This is a genomic window from Streptomyces sp. NPDC050546 (genome assembly GCF_044457425.1).
GTDB lineage: Bacteria > Actinomycetota > Actinomycetes > Streptomycetales > Streptomycetaceae > Streptomyces.
In genome coordinates, this window is record NZ_JBITGX010000024.1 from 1 (window position 1) to 24,339 (window position 24,339).

Consider the following 24,339-nt stretch of genomic DNA (forward strand, 5'->3'; position numbering starts at 1 on the left):
TGCAGTCCTAGACAGCTCCACCACACCGGAGGTCTTCGCCATGATCAAGCCCGGCCAGCGTTAACAACGCTCGTGATCAATACACCTAGGGCCTGTCGTTCGCGTGCCGGGCCCCGCGTTCTGCGGCGTGCTCCGAACGACGGGCCCCAGCCCGAGCGGTCCGGCCGGGGAAGGCACCGCGCCTACGCCGCTCCCGCCCCGGTCAGCGACCGCACCTCGGTCTCCGCGTGCTTGGCCTCGTCCGGGACGTCCGCCGAGGTGACCGTGCCCAGCCAGCCCGCGAGGAAGCCCAGCGGGATCGAGACCAGGCCCGGGTTCTGCAACGGGAAGTACTGGAGGTCGACGCCCGGGAACAGCGAGTCCGGGCTGCCCGAGACCACGGGTGACAGCACCACGAGCACCACGGCCGGAACGAGACCGCCGTAGACGGCCCATACGGCACCACGTGTCGTGAAGCCGCGCCAGAACAGGGAGTAGAGCAGCACCGGGAGGTTCGCCGACGCGGCGACGGCGAAGGCGAGACCCACCAGGAAGGCCACGTTGAGATCCCGCGCCAGCAGGCTGAGGGCGATCGCCACCACCCCCACCGCGACGGCCGCGACGCGGGCCACCGCGACCTCGCTGCGCGGCTTGCCGCCCCGGCGCCGCAAGGACGCGTACAGGTCGTGCGCCACCGAGGCCGAGGACGCGAGCGTGATCCCGGCGACCACGGCGAGGATGGTGGCGAACGCGACGGCGGCGACGATCGCGAAGAGAACTGTTCCTCCCGTGGACCCGGCACCGCCGCCCAGATCGAGCGCCAGCAGCGGAACCGCCGTGTTCCCGGCCGCGTTCGACCCGCGTACGGCGTCCGGCCCCACGAGGGCGGCGGCACCGAAGCCGAGCACGATCGTCATCAGGTAGAAGCCGCCGATGAGGCCGATGGCCCAGACGACCGAGCGGCGTGCGGCGCGCGCGGTGGGGACGGTGTAGAAGCGGGACAGGATGTGCGGCAGCCCGGCCGTACCCAGCACCAGGGCCAGGCCCAGACTGATGAAGTCGAAGCGAGCGGTCCAGTCCTCGCCGTACTTCAACCCGGGCGCCAGGAACGCCTCCCCGTGACCGCTGCGCTCGGCCGCCGTGAGCAGCAGCCGGTCCAGGTCACCGTGGAAACGCAGCAGGACGAGCACCGTCAGCGCGATGGTGCCGCCGAGCAGCAGAACGGCCTTGACGATCTGAATCCACGTGGTCGCCCGCATCCCTCCCAACGACACATAGATCACCATGAGCGCGCCCACGCCGATGACCGTCCAGGCTCGCGCCGCCTCGCCCGTACCCCCCAGCAGCAGCGCCACCAGGCTGCCCGCGCCGACCATCTGCGCCACCAGATACAGAACGGACACGGTGACCGAGGAGGTTCCCGCCGCGATCCGTACCGGCCGCTCCCTCATCCGCGCCGCCACGACGTCGGCGAGCGTGAACCGGCCGCAGTTGCGCACCAGTTCGGCGACGAGGAACAGCACCACCAGCCAGGCCACGAGGAACCCGACGACATACAGCAGCCCGTCGTAGCCGAACAGCGCGATGAGCCCGGTGACCCCCAGGAAGGAGGCGGCCGACATGTAGTCGCCGGCGAGGGCAAAACCATTCTCCATGGGCGAGAAGAGCCGCCCGCCCGCGTAGAACTCCTCCGCCGAACCACGCCGTTCACGGCTCACCCACGTCGTGATCGCCAGCGTGACCGCGACGAAGGCGCTGAACAGCAGTAGCGCCAGTGTCTGGTGTTCCCCCGTCACGAGACACCGCCGTTCGCTCCGCGCGCCAGTTCCTGTGTGTCCCAGCGCAGTTCGAGCGCCGCCCGGTCCCTGCGCAGCCGGGCGTGCCGGGCGTACGCCCAGGTGAGCAGGAACGTGGTCAGGAACTGCCCGAGCCCTGCGGCCATCGCCACGTTCACCGCTCCGGCCACGGGCCGGGCCATCAGCTCCGGCGCGGTCGTGGCAGCCACGACGTAGCCCACGTACCAGACGAAGAAGGCCACGAAGGCCGGCACCACGAACCTCCGGTACCTCCGCCGCACCTCCTGAAAGGCCGCACTGCGTTGCACTTCCAGGTACACCTCGGCCGGCGCCGGCCCGGTCTCGCTCCCCCTGCGTGCCGACGGCACCCCCGCCGGAGCGGGTACCCCGGCACCGGCCGACTCGCCCCAGCCGGAGGCAAGGGCGTCGTACCAGGGGTCGTCGTACGTGAGATGCCCGGCCTCCTCGGCCGGGTCCGGGTCCTGAGCGTCGAGAGGCTCGACCCAACTTTCCTGACCGGCCCCGGTTCTGCGGGGACGGCCCTTGCTTGGCTGCATGCCCAAGGATGGACAGAACGGGAAGATCCCCGACTCTTCTTCCCTTTCCGCTTCACCCCTTCAGGTGACTCAACCCGCTGGTGACCGCACGAGACCCTTTCCATGGGCGTAAGGCAAAGCCCGGATCATGTCCGGACGCCTCATGCCGACATCGCTGTGCCACACCCGAACGCGGGCGGCACAGCGATGTCCACGAGCCATTCACGCCACCCCGGGCTGTAGCCGGGCACGGCGGCTACAGCCAACGGGCGGCGGCTACGCGTCGATCCGCGACCGGTCCAGCGTCGCCGCCGAGTTGGAGATGAACTCCTTGCGCGGCGCGACGTCGTTGCCCATCAGCAGGTCGAAGACCTGCTCGGCCGACTCCAGGTCGGAGAGGTTGATCCGGCGCAGAGTGCGGTGGCGCGGGTCCATGGTCGTCTCGGCCAGCTGGTCGGCGTCCATCTCGCCGAGACCCTTGTAGCGCTGGATCGAGTCCTTGTAGCGGATGCCCTTGCTCTGGAACTCCATGAGCGTGTCGCGCAGTTCCCGGTCCGAGTACGTGTAGACGTACTTGTCCTGGCCCTTCTTCGGCTGGACGATCTCGATGCGGTGCAGCGGCGGCACCGCCGCGAAGACCCGGCCGGCCTCGACCATGGGCCGCATGTAGCGGTGGAACAGGGTCAGCAGCAGGGTGCGGATGTGCGAGCCGTCGACATCGGCGTCGGTCATCATGATGATCTTGCCATAGCGAGCCGTGTCGATGTCGAAGGTCCGACCCGATCCGGCTCCTATGACCTGGATGATCGCGCCGCACTCGGCGTTCTTCAGCATGTCCGTCACGGACGACTTCTGGACGTTGAGGATCTTGCCCCGGATCGGCAGCAGCGCCTGGAACTCGGAGTTCCGGGCGAGCTTCGCCGTACCGAGAGCGGAGTCGCCCTCGACGATGAAGAGTTCACTGCGGTCGACGTCGTCGCTGCGGCAGTCGGCGAGCTTGGCCGGCAGCGAGGAGGACTCGAGGGCCGTCTTGCGCCGCTGCGCGTCCTTGTGCTGGCGGGCGGCGATGCGCGTACGGGCCGCGGCGACGGCCTTCTCCAGCACGACACGGGCCTGCTGTGCGGCGTCCCGCTTCGTGGAGGTCAGGAACGCCTTGAGCTCCTTGGTGACCACGTTGGTCACGATCCGGCGGGCCGCCGAGGTGCCGAGCACCTCCTTGGTCTGGCCCTCGAACTGGGGCTCGGCGAGACGCACGGTGACGACCGCGGTGAGGCCCTCCAGGGCGTCGTCCTTGACGATGTCGTCCTCGGCGACGCGCAGGAGCTTCTTGGTACGCAGCACCTCGTTCATCGTCTTGGCGACGGCCTGCTCGAAACCTGCGACATGCGTACCGCCCTTGGGGGTGGCGATGATGTTCACGAACGACTTGAGCGTCGTGTCGTACCCCGTGCCCCAGCGCAGCGCGACGTCGACGCCGAGTTCGCGAGTGACCTCGGTGGGCGTCATCTGGCCGTGGTCGTCCAGGACGGGGACCGTCTCCTTGAAGGTGCCCTGTCCGGAGAAGCGGAGGACGTCGCAGACCGGCTTGTCGTTCGCCAGGTACTCGCAGAACTCGCTGATTCCGCCGTCGAAGCGGAAGGACTCCTCGCCCTTGCTGCCGCCCTCGCCGAGACCGTACTCGTCGCGCACGACGATGGTCAGGCCGGGCACCAGGAACGCGGTCTGGCGGGCGCGCTGGTGCAGCGTCTCCAGGGCGAGCTTGGCGTCCTTGAGGAAGATCTGGCGGTCGGCCCAGTACCGCACGCGCGTGCCGGTGCGGCTCTTCGGGATCTTCTTGGCCTTGCGCAGCCCGCTCTTGGCCTCGAACTTGGCGTCCGGGCCGTTCCCGGCGAACGCGCCCGGGACGCCGCGCCGGAAGCTGATGGCGTGGGTGTGCCCACCGCGGTCCACCTCGATGTCCAGACGGGCGGAGAGGGCGTTCACCACGGAGGCGCCGACGCCGTGCAGGCCGCCGGAGGCGGCGTACGAGCCGCCGCCGAACTTGCCGCCGGCGTGCAGCTTGGTCATGACGACCTCTACACCGGAGAGGCCGGTCTTGGGCTCGACGTCGACCGGGATGCCCCGGCCGTTGTCCCGGACGTCGACGGACCCGTCGTCCTGGAGGATGACCTCGATGTGGTCGCAGTAGCCGCCCAGGGCCTCGTCGACGGAGTTGTCGATGATCTCCCAGAGGCAGTGCATGAGACCGCGGCTGTCGGTCGACCCGATGTACATGCCCGGACGCTTGCGCACGGCCTCGAGCCCCTCAAGGACGAGCAGGTGCCGCGCGGTGTAGTTGGAACCGTCCCGGTCTGCTCCTGCCAGCAGAGCTGTGGACGGCACGGACGTTTCGGCGGTCACGCGGTTCGCTCCTCGCTGAATTTCAGATGGGGCCCTCATGGGTAAGGGCGCGGCTTCAGTCACCGGTGAGAGGGTACCGAGGCCTGGTAGAGCCGTTGTAACGCCACCCTCGTCAGAGACTCAGACTAGTCCAGGCTCGCATGCGTGTTCGATCCCTCGATGGAGTGAAGTACACATCACGTTCCCTTCCAGGCATGAACCATTTAGGCTCCGGGCACGTCCTCATGAACAACCGGCAACCCAGCCGGGAGGACCGACCACCGATACAACGCGAAGCCCCGTAAGACACATAGACACGCAATACGGCACATTCGCCGCCAACCGGCAGCAGACAGCCGCCTCGCAAGATTTTTTCGAGGAAAAGCCACGAGCGGGAACGTTTTATGGCTGGTTGGATGTTGACCCTGGTACGACAGCTCGTCGAGCTAGAGAAGAGGCGACGTGACTACTGTTCTGACCCCCGCGAGCCCGTTGACGGCCGCTGATCGCTGCGACCGCTGCGGCGCCCAGGCGTACCTGCGCGTCGTCCTGCTCAGCGGCGGAGAACTGCTCTTCTGCGCCCACCACGGTCGCAAGTTCGAGCCGGAACTCAAGAAGATCGCCGCTGAGATACAGGACGAGACGGAGCGGCTCACGACCGTTCCCGCGACCGCCTCCGAAGAAGAGCGCTGAGACCTCGCGTCCGACGACGAGCCAGCCCGGCACAGGCCGGTGAATGGGCGGCTGCCTCTGAGAGCAGAGGCAGCCGCCCATCCTCGTCCCCACAAGCGCGCCCAGGCTCCGCAGGACGCCCTTCGAGTCCTCTCACCCCCGTGCCCAGCCGAGCGCCCGCATGATGTCGGACACACGCATATACACCCCGGGACTGCCGGCCCGCCCGCAGCCGATCCCCCAGGACACGAGCCCGATCAACCGCCCCTTGGCCACCAGCGGCCCCCCGCTGTCGCCCTGGCAGGCGTCCCGGCCTCCCTCCCGCTCCCCCGCGCACAGCATGCTCTCGGCTTCGTACGTGCCGTCGGAGCCGCCCGGATAGGCGTCCTCGCAGCGCTCGTCGGAGAGCACACGCACCCGCGCGGCACGCAGACTGTTCGGGTACTCACCGGCACCTGAGATGTCGCCCCACCCGTACACCGTCGCAACCCCGCCCACTGCGTACGCGGAATCACCGTTGGCCGCCATACCGATGACCGAGCCGGCGGGCAGAGGTTCGGCCAGGGTGAGTACGGCGTAGTCCCCGAAGTTGCTGACGCCGTCGTACGCCGGGTTCACCCAGGAACGCCGCACGGCGATCTCCCGGCCGCTGCGGTCCGAGAGCAGGTCCGTGCGCCCCGCTATGACCTTGAGGTCCCGCACCCGCTCCGGCGCTACGCCCAGGACCTCCTTGTCCAGACAGTGGGCCGCGGTGAGCACTGTGCTGCGACCGACCGCCACGCCGCCACAGAACTGCCCCGCACGCGTACCCCCGAACCGGTCACGACTGGACAGGGCGACCGTCCACGGACTCTCGGACACATCGACCGGGAAACCACCTATGACCACACTGTCGGCGGCCACAGGGGCGCTGGAGGCCACTGATATGGCAGCTGCCGCGGCCGCCAGGACCAGCGGTCGGGCCAGGGCCCGGGCAAGGCGACGACGCATACGCACTCCTCACTCCGTGCTGTTCGCTGAACACCAAGAGTGATTCACCCGGCGCCGCGCCGCACCCGCGGAGAGACACGGCACGGCGAAGGCCCGGTCCCCTCAGGGAACCGGGCCTTCCGCGTCGTACGACCGGCGACTAGTCGAGGTAGTCGCGCAGTATGGACTGGTGAGCGCTGTACTCGACCTGCATAAACGCAGGTGGGTGGGGATCCTAGCTCGTGAAATATCTTGGATTGAGATGACCCACCATGACCCTTCGCACGATAGCGCACCACCTCGGTCTGCCCGCTCGGCGCGACCCGCAGGAGGTCGCAAAGATCATCGAGGGACTCCCGCCCGACCTTGGACGAGCTTCCTGACGACCGGCGGGAGCGGCTCGCCGCTCAGTGGACCAAGGTCCTCAGTGAACGCCACTGGCACCGACCATATCTTCGGGACTGAGTGTCCTGTTGCGCGCGCGATTGCACCCCTGCGATTGCTTGCACGCATGCGGACGGCACAGCACAGGCAGCCGTTTCCGAGCGAGACGGTGGAATCGCCGCCCCTGGGAGAACCGAGGAGATCCCGACCGAACATGTCGCGTGCGCGTCACTCCCGCAGCACAACCTGATCTGAGGATGATTCGCTCCTCAGCCGTTCCGCCGCCTGGTTGGCCGGGCTTACGTCGAAGGCGCCACTAGTGTGCGAATGCGTTCCATGAGCCGGTCAGTGTCCTTGCGGAAGCTCGGCACAGAGCGGATTCTGCGAACCGCGAAGGAGATCAGCCGTACCTCGTCCACACCTGTGTGTTCGCTCACGACGGCAGGTTGGTCATGGATGTTGGAGACGTGTGCTTCTTCCAGGGCGTACTTCAGGGTGTCCTCTGTCACGCCCAGTTCTTTCGCCGCTGCCCCCGTGCGTGTCTGGAGTAACTGCATGACAACTGCCTCGGGATCGTGATGGCCCGGCAGGTACTCCAGCCACTCACCCTGACGACCCGGTTCGGAGCGTGTGTCTCCGTCCAGCACGCCGAGAAAAGCCACGGCCGGTCTGGTCGGTCCGAGGACACGAGCGACAGTTGCGACAGTGTCGGCGCCGCGCACGTCCTGCACGCACAGATGCGGGGCCAGCTCCGCCAGGTGGCACCGGAGGAGTTCCTCCAGCATCAGCCGGGCGAAGCGGTCCTCGACCAGCAGTACTGCCTCGGTCCGCGGAGCCATGCCCAGCTTCCGGCTGACCTGAGCAGGAATGGCGCCGGCCGAGATGGTTGCCTGAGCCGCAGCGCCCAGGCTGCGCTCGAGTGTGCGGAGAGAAGCGCTGGGCAGGCGGTAGGCGAACTCCGGGGAGTGCGAGGCGAGGACGACCGACAGCTCCATTTTGACCGCACGGGCGACGATGATGTCGAGCAGCCGTTCGCGAGCGCGGGGCGAGAGAAAGTTCTCGGGTTCGTCGAGCAGCACGATGCTGCCCCGCCCCACCCCACGTAGGGCGCGCAGGATGACGCAGGAGGCGAGCTCCCCCAGGCTCATCTGTTCGGGCCCGTAGCTGTCGCCGTGACGGCCGAGCTCGTAGTAGAACCAGGTGGGTGGCTCGCCGGAGGCGGGGGAACGACGGTCCAACTCCTGGTGGGTGGCCATGTCGTAGGGCCGTCCCATGATGGAGCCCAGTGCATGGTCGAGCCAGGCGCTGCGGGGGGCCTTCTCGGCCGTGGCGCGCTCGCTTTCGAGCTCGCGTGCCGGAACTCGGCTCACTTGGGTCAGCACATCGAAGCACTCCCGTGCGGTGTCGATGTACACACACGGGGCTTTGGCGTCGGCGAGTTCCACGTCGCCCGTCGCCGGTCCGTTGCGGTCGCTCTTCTGGTGCCGTGTCTGGCCTGTCAGCCGTACGGTAGTAGGGGGCGGCACGCCGTCCAACGGGGCCTGCTTCCGCAGATGGCGTGCAAGCGTTCGCAGGAACTGTGTCTTGCCCGCGCCACTCACCCCGCACAGCAGGGTGACGCCCGGCGCCATCTCGGCGGTGAGCGAGCCGAGGTGCGCGTGCCCGTCGATCTCGACCCTGCGCAGCGGTGAACGCACCTGGCCACTGGCCAGTTTGCGGTAGTGGTTGTTGATCTGGGCCCGGCGGAGGACCTCCTCATCCTCTGCGTCCCGGCTCAACTCCACTCCCCCCAGGACTTCAGTGCCCCGTCTTCCCACAGCACTTGGTCGATCCCGTCTTCTGTGAACGGTGCGTCATCTGCGCTGGTCAGCGCTGCGTACATGCGCTGCACATCCGGCACGGGGGAAGTCCGGCGCGACGGGGCGCCGCCTGTCGCCACAAGGAACAGCCATCCGATGGCATCCCGCAGCACCGTCGACTCGGGTGTGTGCGCGCCCACCGCGGCCACTTCGTTGAACCGCTCTAGCAGGGCATCGTACGGCAGTTCACGGAAAGCGGTCCTGAGTGGTGGAGTCACTCCAGGCCCGAGTTCGGCGGCTCGCCTCCGACGTTCCGGCTCCAGCCATTCGAGGAGAAACCCGAGGTGATGTTCGGCGCCAGGACCGAACGCACGCCGGGCCCGGACCATCACCAGCATCCAGCTCAGCAGAGTCGGTTTGGTGAATCGAACAGCAGGCATGTCGATTGCGGGCAGCGACAACAGCCCCTTGAGTGCGTCAGCCACCTCGTCTCGGGTGCGGTCGGCCACCGCGTCACCGGAGCGCAGCCGGTGGTTCAGTTGCTCGCTGCCGACTGCCGCAGCCTGGACGCTGCCTGCTTCTACGGCGACCAGCACTCTGCTAATCACGTCCTCGTAGGCCAGGCCGACGTTGCCGAAACCGATGCGCTCTTCCCCCAGGCCCCAGTCGGCCGCCGAGGCCACGAGGACCCGGACCTGCTCGCCGAACGAACCCGATTCGACGAGTTTGCGTCCTGCTTCGGTCAGTCCGGCTTCGGAGTTGAGCCGCAGCACGGCGGTACGCAACTCGGCGGGTGGCAGTTCGTCGAGCTCCAGGAGCACCAAGGGGTAGTCGTCGATCGCGGTGCGCAGCCCCTGCGGCAGAGCGTCGTACGTCTTTCCGTCAGATTCCCGCAATGCACGAGCCGGAGGGGTGAGTCTGCCATCGACCAGTAGGTCGCCGCGTACGAATTCCTCCAGCGCCGCCAGGCGTCGCTGGCCGTCGAGCAGGACTCGTGATCCGTCCGCTTCACGCGCGACGAGCAGCGTGCCGATGGGCCAGCCGCGCAGCACTGAGTCAAGGAGCACGTGCTTGCGGTGATCCGACCACTCTGCGCTACTGGACGGCTCGGAGGGCTGGCGCAGACTTCCGTCGCGGAGCTGGGCGAGCGCCTCGCGCACGGTCACGACGGTGGGTTGCGTTGCCGACGCGCGCAGGTCGTGAGCCGGGGTCATGACGGTCGCCTCCTCTCGCGTCTGGGCTGGGTGCCGGCCTGGAAGGCGCGGGTGAAGTCCATGCCTGATGGCACGATACGGCCGAGCACTGACATCCGGTGGGTCATGATCCGAAGGCCGCCTCAGTAGTACTGCCGGATGTAGTCGTACGCCTTCTGGAACAGCTCTTCGTCCCGTTGCAGCTGGTAGCGGACCAGTGTGCGGCGAAGCGCCTTCTTCACCTCGCGCTCACCGCCCGCAGTGTGCTGCCACCCCGGGAACCGCACCGCGTCGACGATGCTGTCGATCTCCTCGACGAGCTTCGCCACCGCCACGGGTGTGCCCTCCGGGCGGGACGATTCGAACAGCCGGGTGAGAGCGTGCTTGCCCTGTTCCCTGGGATCCTGCTCCTTCTCATCGGCCTCTGCCTGAGCCTCTGCCCGCGCGGTCTGTTCCGCCAGGTCCAGCAGCTGGTAGAGATACTCCCGGCTCACCAGCTGTCCCGCCTCGTACTGCTGACGCAGTCGCTCCAGCTTCTGTGCCAGGGAGTCGAAGCGCGGTTCACCGCGGCGGCGGACGAGCCGGTCCTGAAGCCGGGGCTCAAGCTGCCGGATCCCCCGGTCAGGGACGCGCTGTAGGTACTCGGCCATCTTGGCGTCGATGACGAGTGTCTCGAGCCGTTGGGGTGGCACGTCCGCATGGATGTGGGCGTTGACCAGCTCGCGCGTTTTGGGGCCGAGCACCCGCCACAGCAGGGGGCTCGTGGCGTTGCTGGGCCGTACGGAGTGGTGCACCTTCGCAAGCCAGCGGTAGTCGGCGACGTGCTCACTCAGCCGCTCGTCCGGGGCCAGCGCCTCCCACAGCCGGGACAATCGGGCGAACGCCTCTGCGAAAGCCTGTCGTGTCCCGTCGTCGGGCAGCTTGTCCTGAGCCGCGAAAAGGGCCTCGTAACCGTCCTCGGCACGGTCGACCCCTGGGAAGAAGTCCAGGCACTTGCGAAGGGCGCCGGGGAATTGATCCCACAGCTCCTTAATGCTGGTAACCGCACGCTCGACAGCCCGCTCGTCGAAGCTCATTGCCTGCCCGAGGCGGGCGAAGACACCGAGGTAGTCCACGATCAGACCGTGTGACTTCGCCTGATCGCTGCCCGGCCGCCGGTACGGGCGGTTCACCCGGCAGACGGCCTGGAGCAACGTGTGGTCACGCATGACCTTGTCCAGGTACATCGTCTGAGCAATCGGAGCGTCGAAACCGGTGAGGAGTTTCGCCGTCACGATGAGGATCTTCAGCGGGTCGTCCGGGTCACGGAAGCGATCCAGCAGCGCCGCCTCCTCTTCCTTGTCCCGCCCGAAACGCTCCTGGATCTCCTGAGGCTGCCCTTGGGTGGACATCACGATCTCGCTGGTCTCTGGTCCCAGCAGCACATCCAGATGCTTCTTGTACTCGACGCACGCTTCCTGGTCGAAGACGACAACCTGCGCCTTGAAGCCCTCAGGCTCCACCTTCTCCCGGAAGTGACGCGCGATGTCCTCGCACACCATGCGAATCCGGTTATCAGCCTTGATCAACAGCCCCATACGAGCGGCCCGAGTGGCCACGGCGGCCTTCTCACGCGGGGACAGACGCTCGGCTAGCTTCTTGAACTCAGCGTCAATGACATCGCCGTCGATCCGGAAGCGCGCGTCACGCGGCTCGAAGTGCAGCGGGAGCGTCGTCCCGTCACGCAGTGAATCGGCCTGGGTGTACTGCGAGAGGTAGCGGCCCTCATCCTCCTCGTAACCAAACGTCTTGAAGGTGTTGACGTCGGTTCGGTTGATTGGGGTGCCGGTCAAACCGAAGAAGACTGCGTTGGGCAGGGCCTCGCGCATTCGCTGCCCCAGATCGCGGTCCTGGGTGCGATGCGCCTCATCGACGAGGCAAACGATGTCACGACGTGCGGACAGGACGCGGTCCAGGCTCTTGAATTTGTGGACCGTGGTGACAATGATCTTCCGCTGGCCCGTCGCGAGCATCTCCCCGAGATTGTCACCAGAGCCCGCCGTGACAACGTTCGGGATGTCCGAGGCACCGAAGGTGGAAGTGATCTGGGTGTCGAGGTCCAGCCGGTCCACCACTATCAGCACCGTGGGCGCACCAGTGCGCGGATCGGTGCGCAGCGCCTGAGCTGTGAACACCATCAGCAGAGACTTGCCAGAACCCTGGAAGTGCCACACGAGTCCCTGCCTGGGCGCGTCCGGGTCGTGCGCCGCGGCGGCGGCACGGTCGGCCATCCGCCTGCCGGCCTCGTATTGCTGATAGCGGCAGATGTTCTTGATCTTCCGGTGACGGTCGTCAGTGCTGTAGACCGTGAAGTTCCGGACGATGTCCAGAACCGTCGACGGACTCAGCAGACCGTCGACGGCCTGACGGAGGTAGTCGGGGCCGGGCTCGGGATGCTGCTGCCGCATCCCCGGGGACCACCACGGGCTCCACAGGTGAAGGGGTAGCCCGAGGCTGCCGTAGCGCAGATCGCGTCCGTCGATGGCGAAACACAGGGCGGTGGGGACGAAGAACTCCGGTACGTCGTCCTGGTAACCGTCGAGTTGGAGCGCCCCGTCGGCCCAGGTTATGCCGGCACGTGTGGCGGACTTCGCCTCACCTATGACCAGGGGAATCCCGTTGACCCACAGCACATGATCGAAACGGCGCCGAGTGGCACCGCGGCAGAAGGCGACCTCCGTGCTGAGGTGGTAGCGGTTGTGGGTGGGGTCATCGAAGTCGACCAGCTGAACGGAGACATACTCGTGGTCCGGCCCGAAGGGCATCGACTTCTCGCCAAGCAACCAGGAGCGGAAGTTCTCGTTGGCCTTCACCACGCCTTCACCACGCGCCGATCGGATCAGCGCGGTGAGCTGGTACAGCACCTCGTCGGCGAGCTCGGGATCGGCCGAAATGGCCGGGTTGAGACGGACCAGGGCGTCGCGCAGCTCGGACTCGACGAGGACATCCTGCTCGGCCCGGTCCGGCTGAGTGTCCTGCTGGACCCACGCTTGCTCCGGCAAGGCGGTGAGCCGGTCGGTTACGAATGCCTGGGCCGTGTCCTTCTCGCTGAACATCCCCCGCCCCTCGCTCACCCTCAGTTGCCCCTCACTCCATATCTCACGCGCGGCAGTCGCCCCCCGCAGCCGTCGTTGTGTCCGCCGACGCGCCAGGGCCTTGCAACAGCACGTTCAAGGTGCGTTGCATCAGATTACGCGTCTGTGTCAGGTCCTCGGTGAGTGTGGTGCGCAGTTCGCGGGCGGCATCGAGCCGCTCGACGACGCGTTGTTGGACGGAGATAGGGGGGACGGGGATCGGCTGGGCCGAGAGGAGGCCGGCAGGAAGGTGAGCCATGGACGTGGTGCGCTTAGCCACCCGGGCAAATGCCCCCAGGCGCTGGCAGCGGCGGAACCAACCGAGAGCGAACTCTGGTAGCACATCATCGCCCGCACGAAAGCGCAGCAGCGTCATCTGGAAGCAGCAGTCCTCGATCTCCCCGCGGTACATCGCCGCGCGGCCTACGTACTCCAAACTCTGCCCTTCGTTGAGCAGCACATCCTTCGGCCGCAGCGCGTACTTGGTGAAGGCGGAGGGGGCGAAGTTCATCTCGAGAACGTCGTCCAGGAACAGCTCATCGTCACCGACGTTTGCGACGCGGAGGTACGGGCGAAGATCCGTACCCTGGTGCACCTTGGGCTCACGCTTCATGCCCAGCTGTACTTCCCCCGCCTCGCCCACTCGACGCACCGGCCACTCCGGCTCGTCGTACAGCTCGGCCAGTGCCGTGAGCTCGGCCTGCCTCGCGGCCTCCAGCGCGGTAGCCTTCGCCCGCGCGGTGTGCTCGAACGACCACAGAAGGTCAGCTATCCGCCGCTGCTCGGCCAGGGGCGGGAGAGGGAACTCGTACTTTGCGATGTCAGGCCAGTTCACATAGGGGTTGACTGACCCGCGTGACCAGTATTCCGAATGACGGTGAAAGGTATCCGCCGTCATCAAAAAGGCCAACATCTCCGGGAGAAGCTCACCCGGCTCCGCGCTTTCCACCACGAACGTGGTGTTCGCGCAGACCCCCTCGAACTCTGCGTAGGAGACCTTGCGCAGATAAGTCCGTCGCGAGCCGTAGAGCACCTGACCAGGGCGGAACCTACGATGGAACGCAGGTCCGAGGGAGCTCCCCTTCACGTCTCCCCAACGGGCGATATGCAGATTCCGGGAGTCCATATGCTCACCGGCCACGAACCGCTCCAACCCGTCTGCCACGGGATCCGTCGAGTCCTTCACCTGCCGGACCAGAGATCCGAACCGCACGGTGGGCCAAGCCTCTTGCCGCACGTTCACTCCCCTCCCTTCAACTGCGCGATCAGACTGGTCACGTGACGAGCCGTGTTGGTGGTGCGTACATCCCACTCCGCGAGTGCCTGTTGCAGGGGCACCTGTTCGTCACTCGTACCGTCTGACGGTGGCGTGCCGATGATGCGGTTTAGAGCCAGGTCGGCCTCTCTGCTGAGCAGCGTGTCCAGGCTCATGTCACGCGAAAAGCCATCGATGTTCCGGCACTCGCGATACGCGGCCAGAATCTCCGCGATGTGCTTCTCACTAAGGAATGACTGGCCCTGCACCCGCTCGAACAGGTGCGCCGCATCAATGAAGAGGACCTTCCCCTCCCGCTCCGGCCGCTTCCGGGTGCGCAGCACCACCACGCACGCCTCCATCGGCGAGTTGTAGAAGAGCCCCGGACCGAGCCCCAGTACACACTCCAGGAGATCGGACTCAATCAGTTTCTCCCGCATAGCCCGCTCGTCCTCCCGGGAGAGCACACCGTGGGGGAAGAGGATGGCGCACCGGCCCGTCTCCGGGTCCAGTGAGGCGGCGATGTGCTGGAAGAATGCGTAGTCCGCTCTCCCCTGGGGCGGCACACCCCACATGTTGCGCTGGTAGGGGTCCTTGGCGAAGAGCGGGCGGTTCCACTGTTTGATCGAGTACGGGGGGTTGGCGAGCACCACGTCGAAGCGTTGCAGCCGGTCGCCCTCGAAGAACAGCGGTTCGGCGAGGGTGTCCCCACGCTCGATGCGGAAGTCCTCAATGCCGTGCAGGTAGAGGTTCATGCGGGCGATCGAGGAGGTCATCACATTGAACTCCTGCCCGTACAGGGTGAGTTGGCGATGGTCCTTCCCCTGGCGCTTCAACTCGGCCGCCGCAGTGACCAGCATGCCGCCTGTGCCGCACGTGGGGTCGTAGACCGTCTCACCGGGCTCCGGTTCGAGCATCCGGGTCATGAGCCGAACCAGCGTCCGGTTCGTGTAGAACTCCTGAGCCGTGTGCCCGGAGTCGTCCGCGAACTTTTTGATCAGGTACTCATACCCTCGCCCGAGCTCGTCCTCCGGGACCCGGGCCAGGGAGAGCACCTGGGTGGAGAAGTGCTCCAGCAAGTCACGAAGAGTGGCGTCCGAGAGCCGTTCGGTGTTCGTCCACTGAGCATCCCCGAAGACTCCCCAGAGCTGCTCCGAGTTGGTCTTCTCGATGGCCCTCATGGCCTGGGCGAGCGCCGAGCCGAGTCCGGAACGGGCCTCCCGGACGTCTGCCCAATGGTGACCGTCGGGGATCTGGAACTGGTAGTTCTCCTTCTTCGCCACCAGCTCTGCGTCCCCGTCGTACGTGGCGAGGGCCTGCTCGCGCTCCTCGTCGTGCACGTCACAGATCCGCTTGAAGAAGAGCAGCGGGAAGATGAACTGCTTGTAGTCACCCGCGTCGATGAGCCCCCGCAGCCGGACCGCCGCTCCCCACAGGTAGTTCTCCAGCTCCCGTTGGCCCAACTGTCCCGCTGCTAGATCTGTACCGGGCAGCAGGTCCGCCGCGCTCCTGGCGCCGCTCATCCGAGGAGCCTCCATTCCTTGAGCTGGCTACGCAGTTCGTTCTCTGCCGCCGCGGCGTCCATCAAAGCGCTTTCCAGAGCGACGACGGCCTCGCTCAACGGAGGCAGCTCGGCCGCGCGGTCCTTTCCGACATAGAGCGGGATGTTGAGGCTGCCGTCGTTCCTTTCGATCTCCGAGAGACCGACCAAGCGGCTGCGCTCCTTTATGTCCGCACAGGCGCGGTACCAGCCCAGGATGCGGGAAGTGTGTTCGGCCTCCAGCACGTTCTGTTTGCTCGCCTTGCGCAGCTGGTCAGAAGCGTCGATGAAGAGGATCTTCTCCCGCCGGTCCTTCGGCTTCTGCGCGCGCAGCACGAGGACACAGGCGGCCAGCGGGGCGCCGTAGAAGAGGCGTTCCCCGAGTCCAATGACGGCCTCGATTGCGTCCGACTCGATGATCTTCCTGCGGATACGGGCTTCAGTGCCGTCCCGGAAGAGGATGCCCTGCGGCAGTACGACAACCGCCCGGCCGGTGCCGGGCTGCATCGAGGCGAGCATGTGCTGGACCCAGGCCCAGTCAGCCGTGCTGCGCGGCGGCACGCCGGTCTCACCTCGTCCGTAGGGGTCCCTGGCCCACCTGTTCTCACCCCACGCGGCCAGCGAGAACGGCGGGTTCGCGATCACGCAGTCAAAGGTCCGCAGGCCCCCATCCGGGGAAAAGAAGCGGGGCTCGCGCAAGGTGTCTCCGCGCTCCACCCGGAAATCATCGATCCCGTGCAGGATGAGGTTCATGCGGGCGATGCCCGAGGTCGTGAGGTTCTTCTCCTGGCCAAAGACCTTGCCCCACAGCAGCTGGGGAGCCACTCCCCTTCGAGCGAAGTGGTGGGTGACCTCGATCAACATCCCACCGGTACCACATGCTGGGTCGTACACAGTCTCGCCTGGCTCCGGGGCGAGGATGTTCACCAGCAGCTCGACCACGGCACGAGGCGTATAGAACTCGCCGGCCTTCTTGTTGGACAGGTCCGCAAACTTCTTGATCAGGTACTCGTACGCCTGGCCGAGAAGATCCGCGTCTGCATGCGCATCGCCGAGGAAACGTGCGGAGAAATGGTTGAGGAGCGCTCGCAGCACGTGGGGCGGGATACGGTCACGGTTGGTCCACGGTGTGTCACCGAAAATTCCGTCGAGGGTGTCCGGGTTGGCCTTCTCGATCGCGCGGAGCGCGTCAAGGAGCGCACGGCCGAGTTTCTCATCAGGCGCCGCCACGATGTCGTCCCAGCTATGACCCTCCGGGATGACGAAACGGTGCTGATCCGCCTTAGCCGCGAAGTCAACGTCCCCGTCGGAATGGGCGAGAGCGTCGTCGAATTCCTCGCTGTACACGTCGCACAGACGCTTGTAGAAGAGCAGCGGGAAGATGTAGTTCTTAAAGTCCGCCTGGTCGACCAGTCCACGCAGGAGATGGGCAGCGCCGAGCAAATGCGACTCCAGCTCACTGAGCGTGAGCCCTCCGGCCGCATCTGGCAGCAGTTCCAGCTGCTCAGACCCTTGCTGCTGGGCCACAGCGAGACTCCATTCTGCACGTAGGGTAGGTGAAGATGTCCGAAGCGTAGCGGTTGGCTGCTGTCTCTCGGACCGCCCGTCAGGGTATCTCGGAAGCCACCAGCGGTTGCGAGGCGATCAAGGTTGGGCTTGAGCCGGGCCGCGAGAGAAGGAAAAGCACGTCAGGGGAAGCGGCGAGGTGCCGCTCTGGATCACGAGCCTCCCCTGTGCGTGCCACAGGTCTACGGCGCCGGCCGTGTCTCGCACCCGCCTGACTCACGGTTGTCCGGCTCCGACCACTGCGACGCTCGTGGCGCAAAACGCCTGTGCGGAGGTGGTCCATGCTCGGTACAGACGGACGTTGCCTGAGCCCTTGCCATTCCCGCCGGCTTCTCCCACTGCGACCGGTGAGGTACAGGTTCCGTATCACCAGCACCTCACCGCCCGGTTGCGCCATGCCGCCACTCCTCCAGCACCAGCCAGAACTCGCGCGGCCAGGACATCGACAGCGGATCGAAGGAATAGCTCTTCACCGCCGCGTCCTTCCACAAGACCTCGGCGAGCTCGGCTTCGTCAGCAAGAAGACGGGCCGTCGCCAGGTGATGCAGGGCCGTGGCGTATTTCCTTTCCGCTGCGGCGCCCAAAAAGGCTGGCCAGATCTCCCACGTCAAACATTGTTCGAGGTCCCGCAGGTGATTGCTTGCCTTCTGGAGGACCATATCGTCCACGTGCCGCGTGGTCTCGTCGACCTGACGCTCCACTTCACCGATCCGATCGGCATCATCCCAGCCGTGCTTTTCGACGAGCTCCTTCCAAGTCGTCCACGAACGCTCCGCAAGCTCCTTCGCGTACGCCTCCAGCTCCCCGTGAGTGAGCCGTGGAATGACGTCAGCGGCCGGATCGCCGGGCACAGACTCGTTCGGGACCGCTTCGATCTCATCCCCATACCTGATGCGAGTCATGGTCGCCAGAAGACGAAGGGAGGCGTCGATGTCCTCATCACCAACTGGGTCGAAGACGTCGACGATGTCCTGAGCTACGCCTTCCCAATCGGTCTCGGCAAGGTGGTTGTCAAGACGGCCGGCGAAATCCTCGTCCGAGTCCCGGACGCGTAAGCTGTCCAGAATCTTTTCAATCTCGGCGTCAAGCCGCTCCATGACAGCCTCCGGGGTCTCTCGTTCCCGTCGGGCGGCTTCCTCCTGTTGGGCGCGCTCAACTGCCTCCCGCTGCCGGTCGCGAGCCTCCCGGCCCGAGGGCAGTCGGGTTTGGAGGGCCCTCATCTCCTGGGCCTTGGCCGGATCGGACTCGTCCAGCAACTCGATGGCCTGCATCCGGTGCCCGGCCTGGGCCAGCGGATCCGACGCAACGCGGCACAGCAGGTCCAGTCCTGCCTTGGGATCACGACGTGCCACGGATATCGCGATGTCAAGGCGGTCGGCGCTCGCAGCACCCGGGTGCGCGACGAGCTTCGTCACGGCTTCAGGCACGTAGCCGGTCGGGTGCTCATGCTCAGCAAGAGCCAGGCCCACTCTCACACGCGTCTTCACTGGGGCGGTTTCGTCGTCCGCGAACAGCTGCGCCGTCCACACGGCCCATCCTTCACGTACCGCGTCCGCCAGCCAATCCCAGTCGTTCTTGGGCAGCAGGTGCCGCGCCTCCGCGTAACCCACGTTTTCGCGGTGGCAGCGAGACACCAGGGTGTCAACTGCTCGATGCCTCAGGCCCGGTGGCAGGCCCTTGGCGCCGGCCACATAGCAAAGGCCGAGGGTGTACTCGCCGTAGGTGTAGCGGGGACGCTCGATGTTTACGCCTGACGCGCGGAGAATGCGCTGAAAGTCCTCGTGCCAAGGGCTCGGGGTCTGGAACATGAACGTCGCTGCCGCTAGGTCCGCTCCACCGCGGATCTCGCAGGCGTGCAAACTGCTGATGCGCCGGTTGTCCGCGAGCGACTCGTCGGCCAGGTGAATGAGACAGCCCAGGATCAGCTCATCGGGTTCCCTGTAGCGGGCCGGTACGTCACAGTCCGGCAGGAGTTCGGGCCTTTCGATGCGGTCCACAGTGCGCCCCCTTGATCAACGGAACAGGAATCCTAGCCTTGGAGTTGGTGGCCGCGGGCAGTGCACGAGGAGGCTGGTGCTGGGAGCCGTGTCTGCCTGGTTGCCTGCAAGGCGTTTCCGTGACGTAGTTGCGCCCTTGACCAAGGTCCACAAGGGCTGTTCGCTGGAGCAGTTGGGGCGTCGAGCTCGGGGGTTGCCTTCGTGAGCGGGTCGGTTGGCGATGTGCGGTGTTCCGTCTGCGGCGCCAGAGCGGCATTGACCGCCTTCACGGCCGCCGGGGCCCGAGCATGATGAGGTCTCGGAGAGGCGCGATGATCGCCGTCGTCGCCGGTGGAGGCGCGGTGACCACCATGCTCGTGGGTCTGGTCACGAACGCCGTGTCGCAGCAGTCGCATTGGCCTTCTTGGTTGGGCTGGTTGCAGGAGCACCCCTGGCTGTCGTTCATCATGTTGGGGACAGTTACGGCCGGGCTGACCGCGGTGCTTGCTGCCCTGGACGACCGTCGACCCCCAGACCAAAGCCCGGAGCCCACGGGGCGGCCAGACGACGCTTCGGGTCCCCCCGGCGCTGCCCTGGTCCTGCGTTCCTTGCCGCGCGACACCACGGCGTTCACCAACCGCACCGCCGAGCTCGAGTCGCTGGTCCGCTCGGTCCATGCGGCGCAGGAGAATGGCGAGGTCCTGCCAGTCCACGTGATCGACGGGATGCCAGGCGTCGGGAAAACGACCTTCGCCGTACACGCCGGGCATGTGCTTGCCGAGCGGTTCCCCGACGGTCAGCTCTTCGTGAACCTGAACGGGCACACCACGGGCCGCAGACCTGTGCAGGCCACCGAGGCTCTCGCCTCGCTCCTCGCGGCCGCCGGTGTGCCGACGCAGCAGATACCCGTCGGCGACGACGTAGGGGCGATCACCGAGGCGCGGGCCGCCATGTGGCGCAGTCGCCTCTCGGGCAAGAAGGCGCTGCTCATCCTCGACAACGCGGCCAGCTACCGGCAGTTGGAGCCGCTGCTCCCCGGTGGGAGCGGCTGTCTGGTGTTGGTGACCAGCCGCAAGCGACTGGCGGCGCACGAGGAGGTGGTGCTCCCCGTGGAGGCGCTGCCGCCGGATCACGCGGTCGACCTGTTCGTACGGCTCAGCGGGCGGCTGGCGGACGCGCTCGACCGGGACGTCGTCGAGGAGCTGGCCAAGCTGTGCGGGTACCTGCCGCTCGGGGTGTCTCTGCTCGCGGCACGCTTGCGGCATCACCCGTCCTGGAGCGCCGAGGACCTTCGCGGGCGGCTGGTGGCAGCCCGGCACCGATTGGGAGAGCTGCGCGCTGGCGACCGCGCGATCGCCGCGACGTTCGATCTCTCCTACCGGGACCTCGCTCCTGAGCAGCAGTGCTTCTTCCGGGGGCTCGGCTTCTACCCCGGCACAGAACTCGATGTGTACGTCGGAGCCGCCCTCGGCGAGGCCTCGGTGGCCGTGGCCCGTGAGCAGCTCGACGCGCTCTACGATGCCCACCTGATCGACGAACACCCCGGCAGCCGCTACCGGCTTCATGACCTCCTACGCGACTACGCCCGCGGTCTCGCTGACGAAGGAGACAGCATGGACCACGAACAGGCCGTTCAGCGTGTATGCACCTACTACCTTGCCGCTCTCGCCGTCGCGAACGAACACATCGTCCGCAGCGGCGCGGGCGTCCCGCCACCGCCGGACGACGCGGCGCAGGGCGAAACCCCGGTCATGGAGTCGCGAACCGACGCGCTGACCTGGCTGGAAACCGAGCGGCCCAACCTCCTGGCCTGCATCTGGCAGGCGAACGGCCTCGCTCTGCACGACCTGGTGATCCGGCTGGCCGCGGCCATGGCCCCCTTCCTGCGGCAGGCCGGGCCCTGGGACCAGGCCGTCGCTCTGCACCGGACCGCTGCCGAGGCCGCCCGGCAGACCGACGACCAGCGGGCGCTGGCCGACGCGCTGGCCGAACTCGGCGTCATAAGGCGCTTCATGTCCTCCTACCCCGAGGCGACCGAAGCCCTGAACGAGGCGGTGACGCAGTACGATGCGGTTGGCGATCGGCGGGGCAAGGCGGACGCCCTCAACCAAGCGGGCATCGTCTGGTACCTGACCGCGGACAACGACGCCTCCACCCGCGCCCAGACCGAGGCCCTGGCCCTCTACCGTGAGGTCGGCCACCGGCTCGGACAGGCCAACGCCCTCGCCGACCTCGGCATGGTGCGCCGACAGACCAGCGACTTCGACGCGGCGGTCGAGGCACAGTCCGAAGCCCTGTCGATCTACCGCGAGCTCGGCGACCGGTACGGGGAGGGCAACTCCCTGCGGGATCTGGGCGTCGTGCACTGCCTCACGGGTGAGTATGACCGGGCCATGCAGCGCCACCGCGAAGCGTTCGACCTCTACGCCGAGCTCGACGACCGGGTTCACCAGGCGTACGCCCTCAACGAGTTGGGCGTGGTGCGCCGGCTCACGGGCGATCTCGACGGAGCTCGCGAAGCCCACACACAGGCCCTGGAGCACTACATCGAACTCGGCGAGCGGTTCGGTCGCGCGAACAGCATCCGCCATCTCGGGGTGCTGGACCGTCTGTCCGGGGACGCGGCAACCGCGATCCGGGGGCTGGAAGAAGCCCTGCAGGTGTACCGCGATCTCGGCATCCGCGGAGGCGAGGCCGCCGCGCTCGGCGAACTGGGGGCCGCTCGCTCGGTCCTCGGCGAACGGGACAGTGCTGTCGAGGCGCTCGGGCGGAGCCTGGAGATCCTGCGCGAGCTCGGCGACCGCAGCGGCGAGGCACAGGTGCTGAACCACTGGGGAGAGCTGCTGCGTACATTCGGTGAGACAGCCGCCGCGCGCGAGCGCTTCGAGCAGGCGCTGGGGCTGGCCCGCGCCATCCGTTGCCCGTTGGAGGAAGCGCGGGCCCTGGAGGGCATCGGGCGCTGCGTCTGGGTGACCGACGGCCCCGACAATGCCGTCGAGACGCTGCGGCAATCCGTCGTCGGATACCGGCGGTTGGGGCTAAACGCGACGGCCGACGGTATCGAGCAGCTTCTCGTGACACAGGCGGGGTGAACCCTCTCGTCCGCCTCCGGAGACCGGATCATGTGGCCAGAATCCGTATGCAGTCCTGCCCCGCAGGACTGCTAAGTTGCCGAATGATCTGTCGCTTCAACCACCGCCGTCGTCCCGCTTCGGGTCCCCGTCGCGTACCCCACGAGGAGTGTTGAATGACACCGCCCCCGAGCATCCCCGGACCCGACGTCACGCATTCCGTATTGGAGACGGCGTCCAGCAACGCAGTCTTGGACCGTGTCGCCCACCGGGTACGGCAGCGCCTCATGGCTGAGCAAGCCGCGACGAGCCGCATCGGCGACGGCGCACATGCAGCTTCACTGATCTGGCCCTGGCCGTTCTGAGCCGCAGCACTAGATGCCCCAACTCCACACTCCCTTCAGGTCATTCATCCTCAAGGTCGCGAACCGCTGCAACATCGACTGCGACTACTGTTACGTCTTCAACTCCAAGGACCAGGCGTGGCGGAATCTGCCCGCCCGGATGAGTCTGGACGTAGCCCGGGCCGCCGCCCGACGGATCGCTGAGCACGCCACGGCGCACGAGCTAGGTACCGTGCACGTCATCCTGCACGGCGGTGAGCCGATGCTCGCCGGGCTGCAGCACATGGCCAACCTGCTCGGCGTCGTACGGGAGGAGATTCCGTCGGGCATGGAGGTCCGCTTCGAGCTGCAGACCAACGGGACGCTGTTGTCGGAGGCATGGCTCGACCTCTTCGAACGGTTCGGGGTCGTCGTGGGCGTCAGCCTCGACGGGCCGCCGGCCGCGAACGACCGGCACCGGCTCACCCACTCCTCCCGGTCGAGTGCCGCCTCCGCCGTACGCGGCATCCAGCTGCTTCGCACCCGACCGCACCTGTTCGCCGGGCTGCTCGCCGTGGTGGACCTCGCCAACGACCCGGTCGAGGTCCACGACTACCTCGCCTCCTTCGAACCGCCCGCCATCGACTTCGGACTACCGCACGGCACCCACGACGACCCGCCGCACCGCGACAACCCGGACCTGCCCGAGTACGGGCTGTGGATGAGCCGGGTCTACGACGCCTGGCTCGCCCGCCCCAAGCACCGTCACAGCATCCGGGTGCTGGAGGACATCGTCGCCCTCGGCTCCGGTGTGCGCGGCTCGGTGGAGACGCTCGGACTGGCCCCGCCGACGAGCGTGGTCGTGGAGTCCGACGGCACCATCGAGGGCGTGGACACCCTGCGGTCCGTCGAGGAAGGGGCCTCCTGGCTCGGGCTCGACGTCTTCGGACATTCCTTCGACGCGACCCTCGTCCATCCCAAGCTCCAACACCGGCTGTACGGCAGCGAGGCGCTCGCGGAGAAGTGCCAGGGCTGCCCGCTGGTGGAGGTGTGCGGCGGGGGCTATCTCCCGCACCGTTTCAGCACGGCCCACGGCTACCGCAACCCCTCCGTGTACTGCGCGGACCTGGAACACCTCATCCGGTACGTCCAGGACTCCTTGCGCCGGCACGGCTGGGACCAGCCGGCCGCATCCGCCGCGTCCTCTCCATAGCCGTACCGCACCGCGACGACGGGCGCGGGCGTTGGACTCAGTGAGCCGAGTGAAGAACAACAGGAGATGCATGCCGATGAGCACGACGATCCGCCCCGCCGACAAGGGAGACGCCGTCGCTTTGGCCACGCTGATCGAGGAGATCGAGCGGTTCTACGGATCAACCGAATTCCAGCCCTTCGAGGAACGCCAGGCCCAGGTCGAGGAGGCTCTCTTCGGTTCCTCGCCGCTCGCCTCCGCACTGGTCGTCGAGGACGAGGCTGGCGACCTCGTGGGGCTTGCCGCGTACTCGTTCCTCTGGCCGGCTGCGGGCTCCTCGCACTCTCTCTTCCTCAAGGAGCTCTACGTCCGCGACACCCTTCGTCGGCAGGGCATCGGTGCCCAGCTCATGAAGGAACTCCACTCGCTCGCCGCCGCCCGCCCCGGGTGCAGCCGCGTCGAGTGGATGACCGACAGCGACAACCCGGACGCCCGCGCCTTCTACCGGTCGCTCGACTTCGCCGAGTTCGACGGGAAGATCGTCTACCGCTTGGACGCGGGAGCGGCCCCGGAATGAGCAACGCTGCACAGGACGA

Annotated in this window: 16 protein-coding genes; 5 read left to right on the plus strand and 11 right to left on the minus strand. The window is 66.9% G+C overall.

Going from position 1 to position 24,339, the window contains the following annotated elements; all coding sequences use genetic code 11:
- Positions 1-182 precede the first annotated feature (182 nt).
- The 3 genes from ACIBK5_RS39290 to ACIBK5_RS39300 form a co-directional block, all read right to left on the minus strand.
- Entirely contained in the window at positions 183-1,775 is a 1,593-nt protein-coding gene (locus tag ACIBK5_RS39290; RefSeq protein WP_399027578.1) for a cation acetate symporter, read from the minus strand.
- Entirely contained in the window at positions 1,772-2,332 is a 561-nt protein-coding gene (locus ACIBK5_RS39295) for a DUF485 domain-containing protein (protein ID WP_399027580.1), read from the minus strand. The genes ACIBK5_RS39290 and ACIBK5_RS39295 overlap by 4 nt, the downstream gene beginning before the upstream one ends.
- 255 nt (positions 2,333-2,587) lie before the next feature.
- The gene (locus ACIBK5_RS39300) at positions 2,588-4,711 is read right to left on the minus strand and encodes a type IIA DNA topoisomerase subunit B (protein WP_399027581.1); all 2,124 of its coding nucleotides are present in this window, start codon (positions 4,709-4,711) and stop codon (positions 2,588-2,590) included.
- A gap of 441 nt (positions 4,712-5,152) precedes the next feature.
- Here ACIBK5_RS39300 and ACIBK5_RS39305 point away from each other — a divergent pair, with 441 nt between their 5' ends.
- Entirely contained in the window at positions 5,153-5,383 is a 231-nt protein-coding gene (locus ACIBK5_RS39305; protein WP_184589764.1) for a hypothetical protein, read from the plus strand.
- A 132-nt stretch (positions 5,384-5,515) separates the two neighbouring features.
- On the opposite strand, the gene ACIBK5_RS39310 is transcribed toward ACIBK5_RS39305, so the two are convergent.
- The 8 genes from ACIBK5_RS39310 to ACIBK5_RS39345 form a co-directional block, all read right to left on the minus strand.
- On the minus strand, positions 5,516-6,352 hold the full coding sequence (locus tag ACIBK5_RS39310; RefSeq protein ID WP_399027584.1) for a S1 family serine peptidase: 837 nt from the start codon (positions 6,350-6,352) through the stop codon (positions 5,516-5,518).
- Positions 6,353-7,014: 662 nt separating this feature from the next.
- The gene (locus ACIBK5_RS39315; RefSeq protein WP_399027586.1) at positions 7,015-8,493 is read right to left on the minus strand and encodes an AAA family ATPase; all 1,479 of its coding nucleotides are present in this window, start codon (positions 8,491-8,493) and stop codon (positions 7,015-7,017) included.
- Complete coding sequence (locus tag ACIBK5_RS39320; RefSeq protein WP_399027588.1) at positions 8,490-9,728, minus strand: DUF262 domain-containing protein; 1,239 nt, start codon at positions 9,726-9,728, stop codon at positions 8,490-8,492. Before ACIBK5_RS39320 ends, ACIBK5_RS39315 begins: the two co-directional genes overlap by 4 nt.
- Before the next feature lie 122 nt (positions 9,729-9,850).
- Entirely contained in the window at positions 9,851-12,802 is a 2,952-nt protein-coding gene (locus ACIBK5_RS39325) for a type I restriction endonuclease subunit R (RefSeq protein WP_399027590.1), read from the minus strand.
- Between the two features lie 43 nt (positions 12,803-12,845).
- A complete protein-coding gene (locus ACIBK5_RS39330) occupies positions 12,846-13,853 on the minus strand; it encodes a restriction endonuclease subunit S (RefSeq protein WP_399027592.1) in 1,008 nt (335 codons plus the stop codon).
- Between the two features lie 206 nt (positions 13,854-14,059).
- Positions 14,060-15,598, minus strand: a complete 1,539-nt coding sequence (locus ACIBK5_RS39335; protein ID WP_399027594.1) for an N-6 DNA methylase — start codon at positions 15,596-15,598, stop codon at positions 14,060-14,062.
- Complete coding sequence (locus ACIBK5_RS39340) at positions 15,595-17,142, minus strand: N-6 DNA methylase (RefSeq protein WP_399027596.1); 1,548 nt, start codon at positions 17,140-17,142, stop codon at positions 15,595-15,597. Before ACIBK5_RS39340 ends, ACIBK5_RS39335 begins: the two co-directional genes overlap by 4 nt.
- Positions 17,143-17,558: 416 nt before the next feature.
- Positions 17,559-19,178 (minus strand): hypothetical protein, encoded by a 1,620-nt coding sequence (locus ACIBK5_RS39345; protein ID WP_399027598.1) that lies wholly within the window; start codon positions 19,176-19,178, stop codon positions 17,559-17,561.
- 311 nt (positions 19,179-19,489) lie between these two features.
- On the opposite strand from ACIBK5_RS39345, the gene haaT reads away from it, so the two are divergent.
- The 4 genes from haaT (at position 19,490) to haaN (ending at position 24,320) form a co-directional block, all read left to right on the plus strand.
- Positions 19,490-22,249 (plus strand): cyclophane-containing RiPP biosynthesis TPR protein HaaT, encoded by a 2,760-nt coding sequence (gene haaT, locus ACIBK5_RS39350; RefSeq protein ID WP_399027600.1) that lies wholly within the window; start codon positions 19,490-19,492, stop codon positions 22,247-22,249.
- Between the two features lie 155 nt (positions 22,250-22,404).
- A complete protein-coding gene (gene haaA / locus ACIBK5_RS39355) occupies positions 22,405-22,593 on the plus strand; it encodes a HaaA family cyclophane-containing RiPP peptide (RefSeq protein ID WP_399027602.1) in 189 nt (62 codons plus the stop codon).
- Positions 22,594-22,606: 13 nt separating this feature from the next.
- Positions 22,607-23,764 (plus strand): FxsB family cyclophane-forming radical SAM/SPASM peptide maturase, encoded by a 1,158-nt coding sequence (locus ACIBK5_RS39360; RefSeq protein WP_399027604.1) that lies wholly within the window; start codon positions 22,607-22,609, stop codon positions 23,762-23,764.
- A 76-nt stretch (positions 23,765-23,840) separates the two neighbouring features.
- Positions 23,841-24,320: a cyclophane-containing RiPP N-acetyltransferase HaaN gene (haaN, locus tag ACIBK5_RS39365; protein ID WP_399027606.1), complete on the plus strand. Its 480-nt coding sequence runs from the start codon at positions 23,841-23,843 to the stop codon at positions 24,318-24,320.
- Positions 24,321-24,339: the final 19 nt, after the last annotated feature.

Bases quoted from the DNA above. Each gene is read 5' to 3' on its own strand.
- haaT (WP_399027600.1), top strand. From the start codon at position 19,490: ATGATCGCCGTCGTCGCCGGTGGAGGCGCGGTGACCACCATGCTCGTG.
- ACIBK5_RS39325 (WP_399027590.1), bottom strand. From the start codon at position 12,802: ATGTTCAGCGAGAAGGACACGGCCCAGGCATTCGTAACCGACCGGCTC.
- ACIBK5_RS39295 (WP_399027580.1), bottom strand. From the start codon at position 2,332: ATGCAGCCAAGCAAGGGCCGTCCCCGCAGAACCGGGGCCGGTCAGGAA.
- haaA (WP_399027602.1), top strand. From the start codon at position 22,405: ATGACACCGCCCCCGAGCATCCCCGGACCCGACGTCACGCATTCCGTA.
- ACIBK5_RS39320 (WP_399027588.1), bottom strand. From the start codon at position 9,728: ATGACCCCGGCTCACGACCTGCGCGCGTCGGCAACGCAACCCACCGTC.
- ACIBK5_RS39360 (WP_399027604.1), top strand. From the start codon at position 22,607: ATGCCCCAACTCCACACTCCCTTCAGGTCATTCATCCTCAAGGTCGCG.
- ACIBK5_RS39335 (WP_399027594.1), bottom strand. From the start codon at position 15,598: ATGAGCGGCGCCAGGAGCGCGGCGGACCTGCTGCCCGGTACAGATCTA.
- haaN (WP_399027606.1), top strand. From the start codon at position 23,841: ATGAGCACGACGATCCGCCCCGCCGACAAGGGAGACGCCGTCGCTTTG.
- ACIBK5_RS39310 (WP_399027584.1), bottom strand. From the start codon at position 6,352: ATGCGTCGTCGCCTTGCCCGGGCCCTGGCCCGACCGCTGGTCCTGGCG.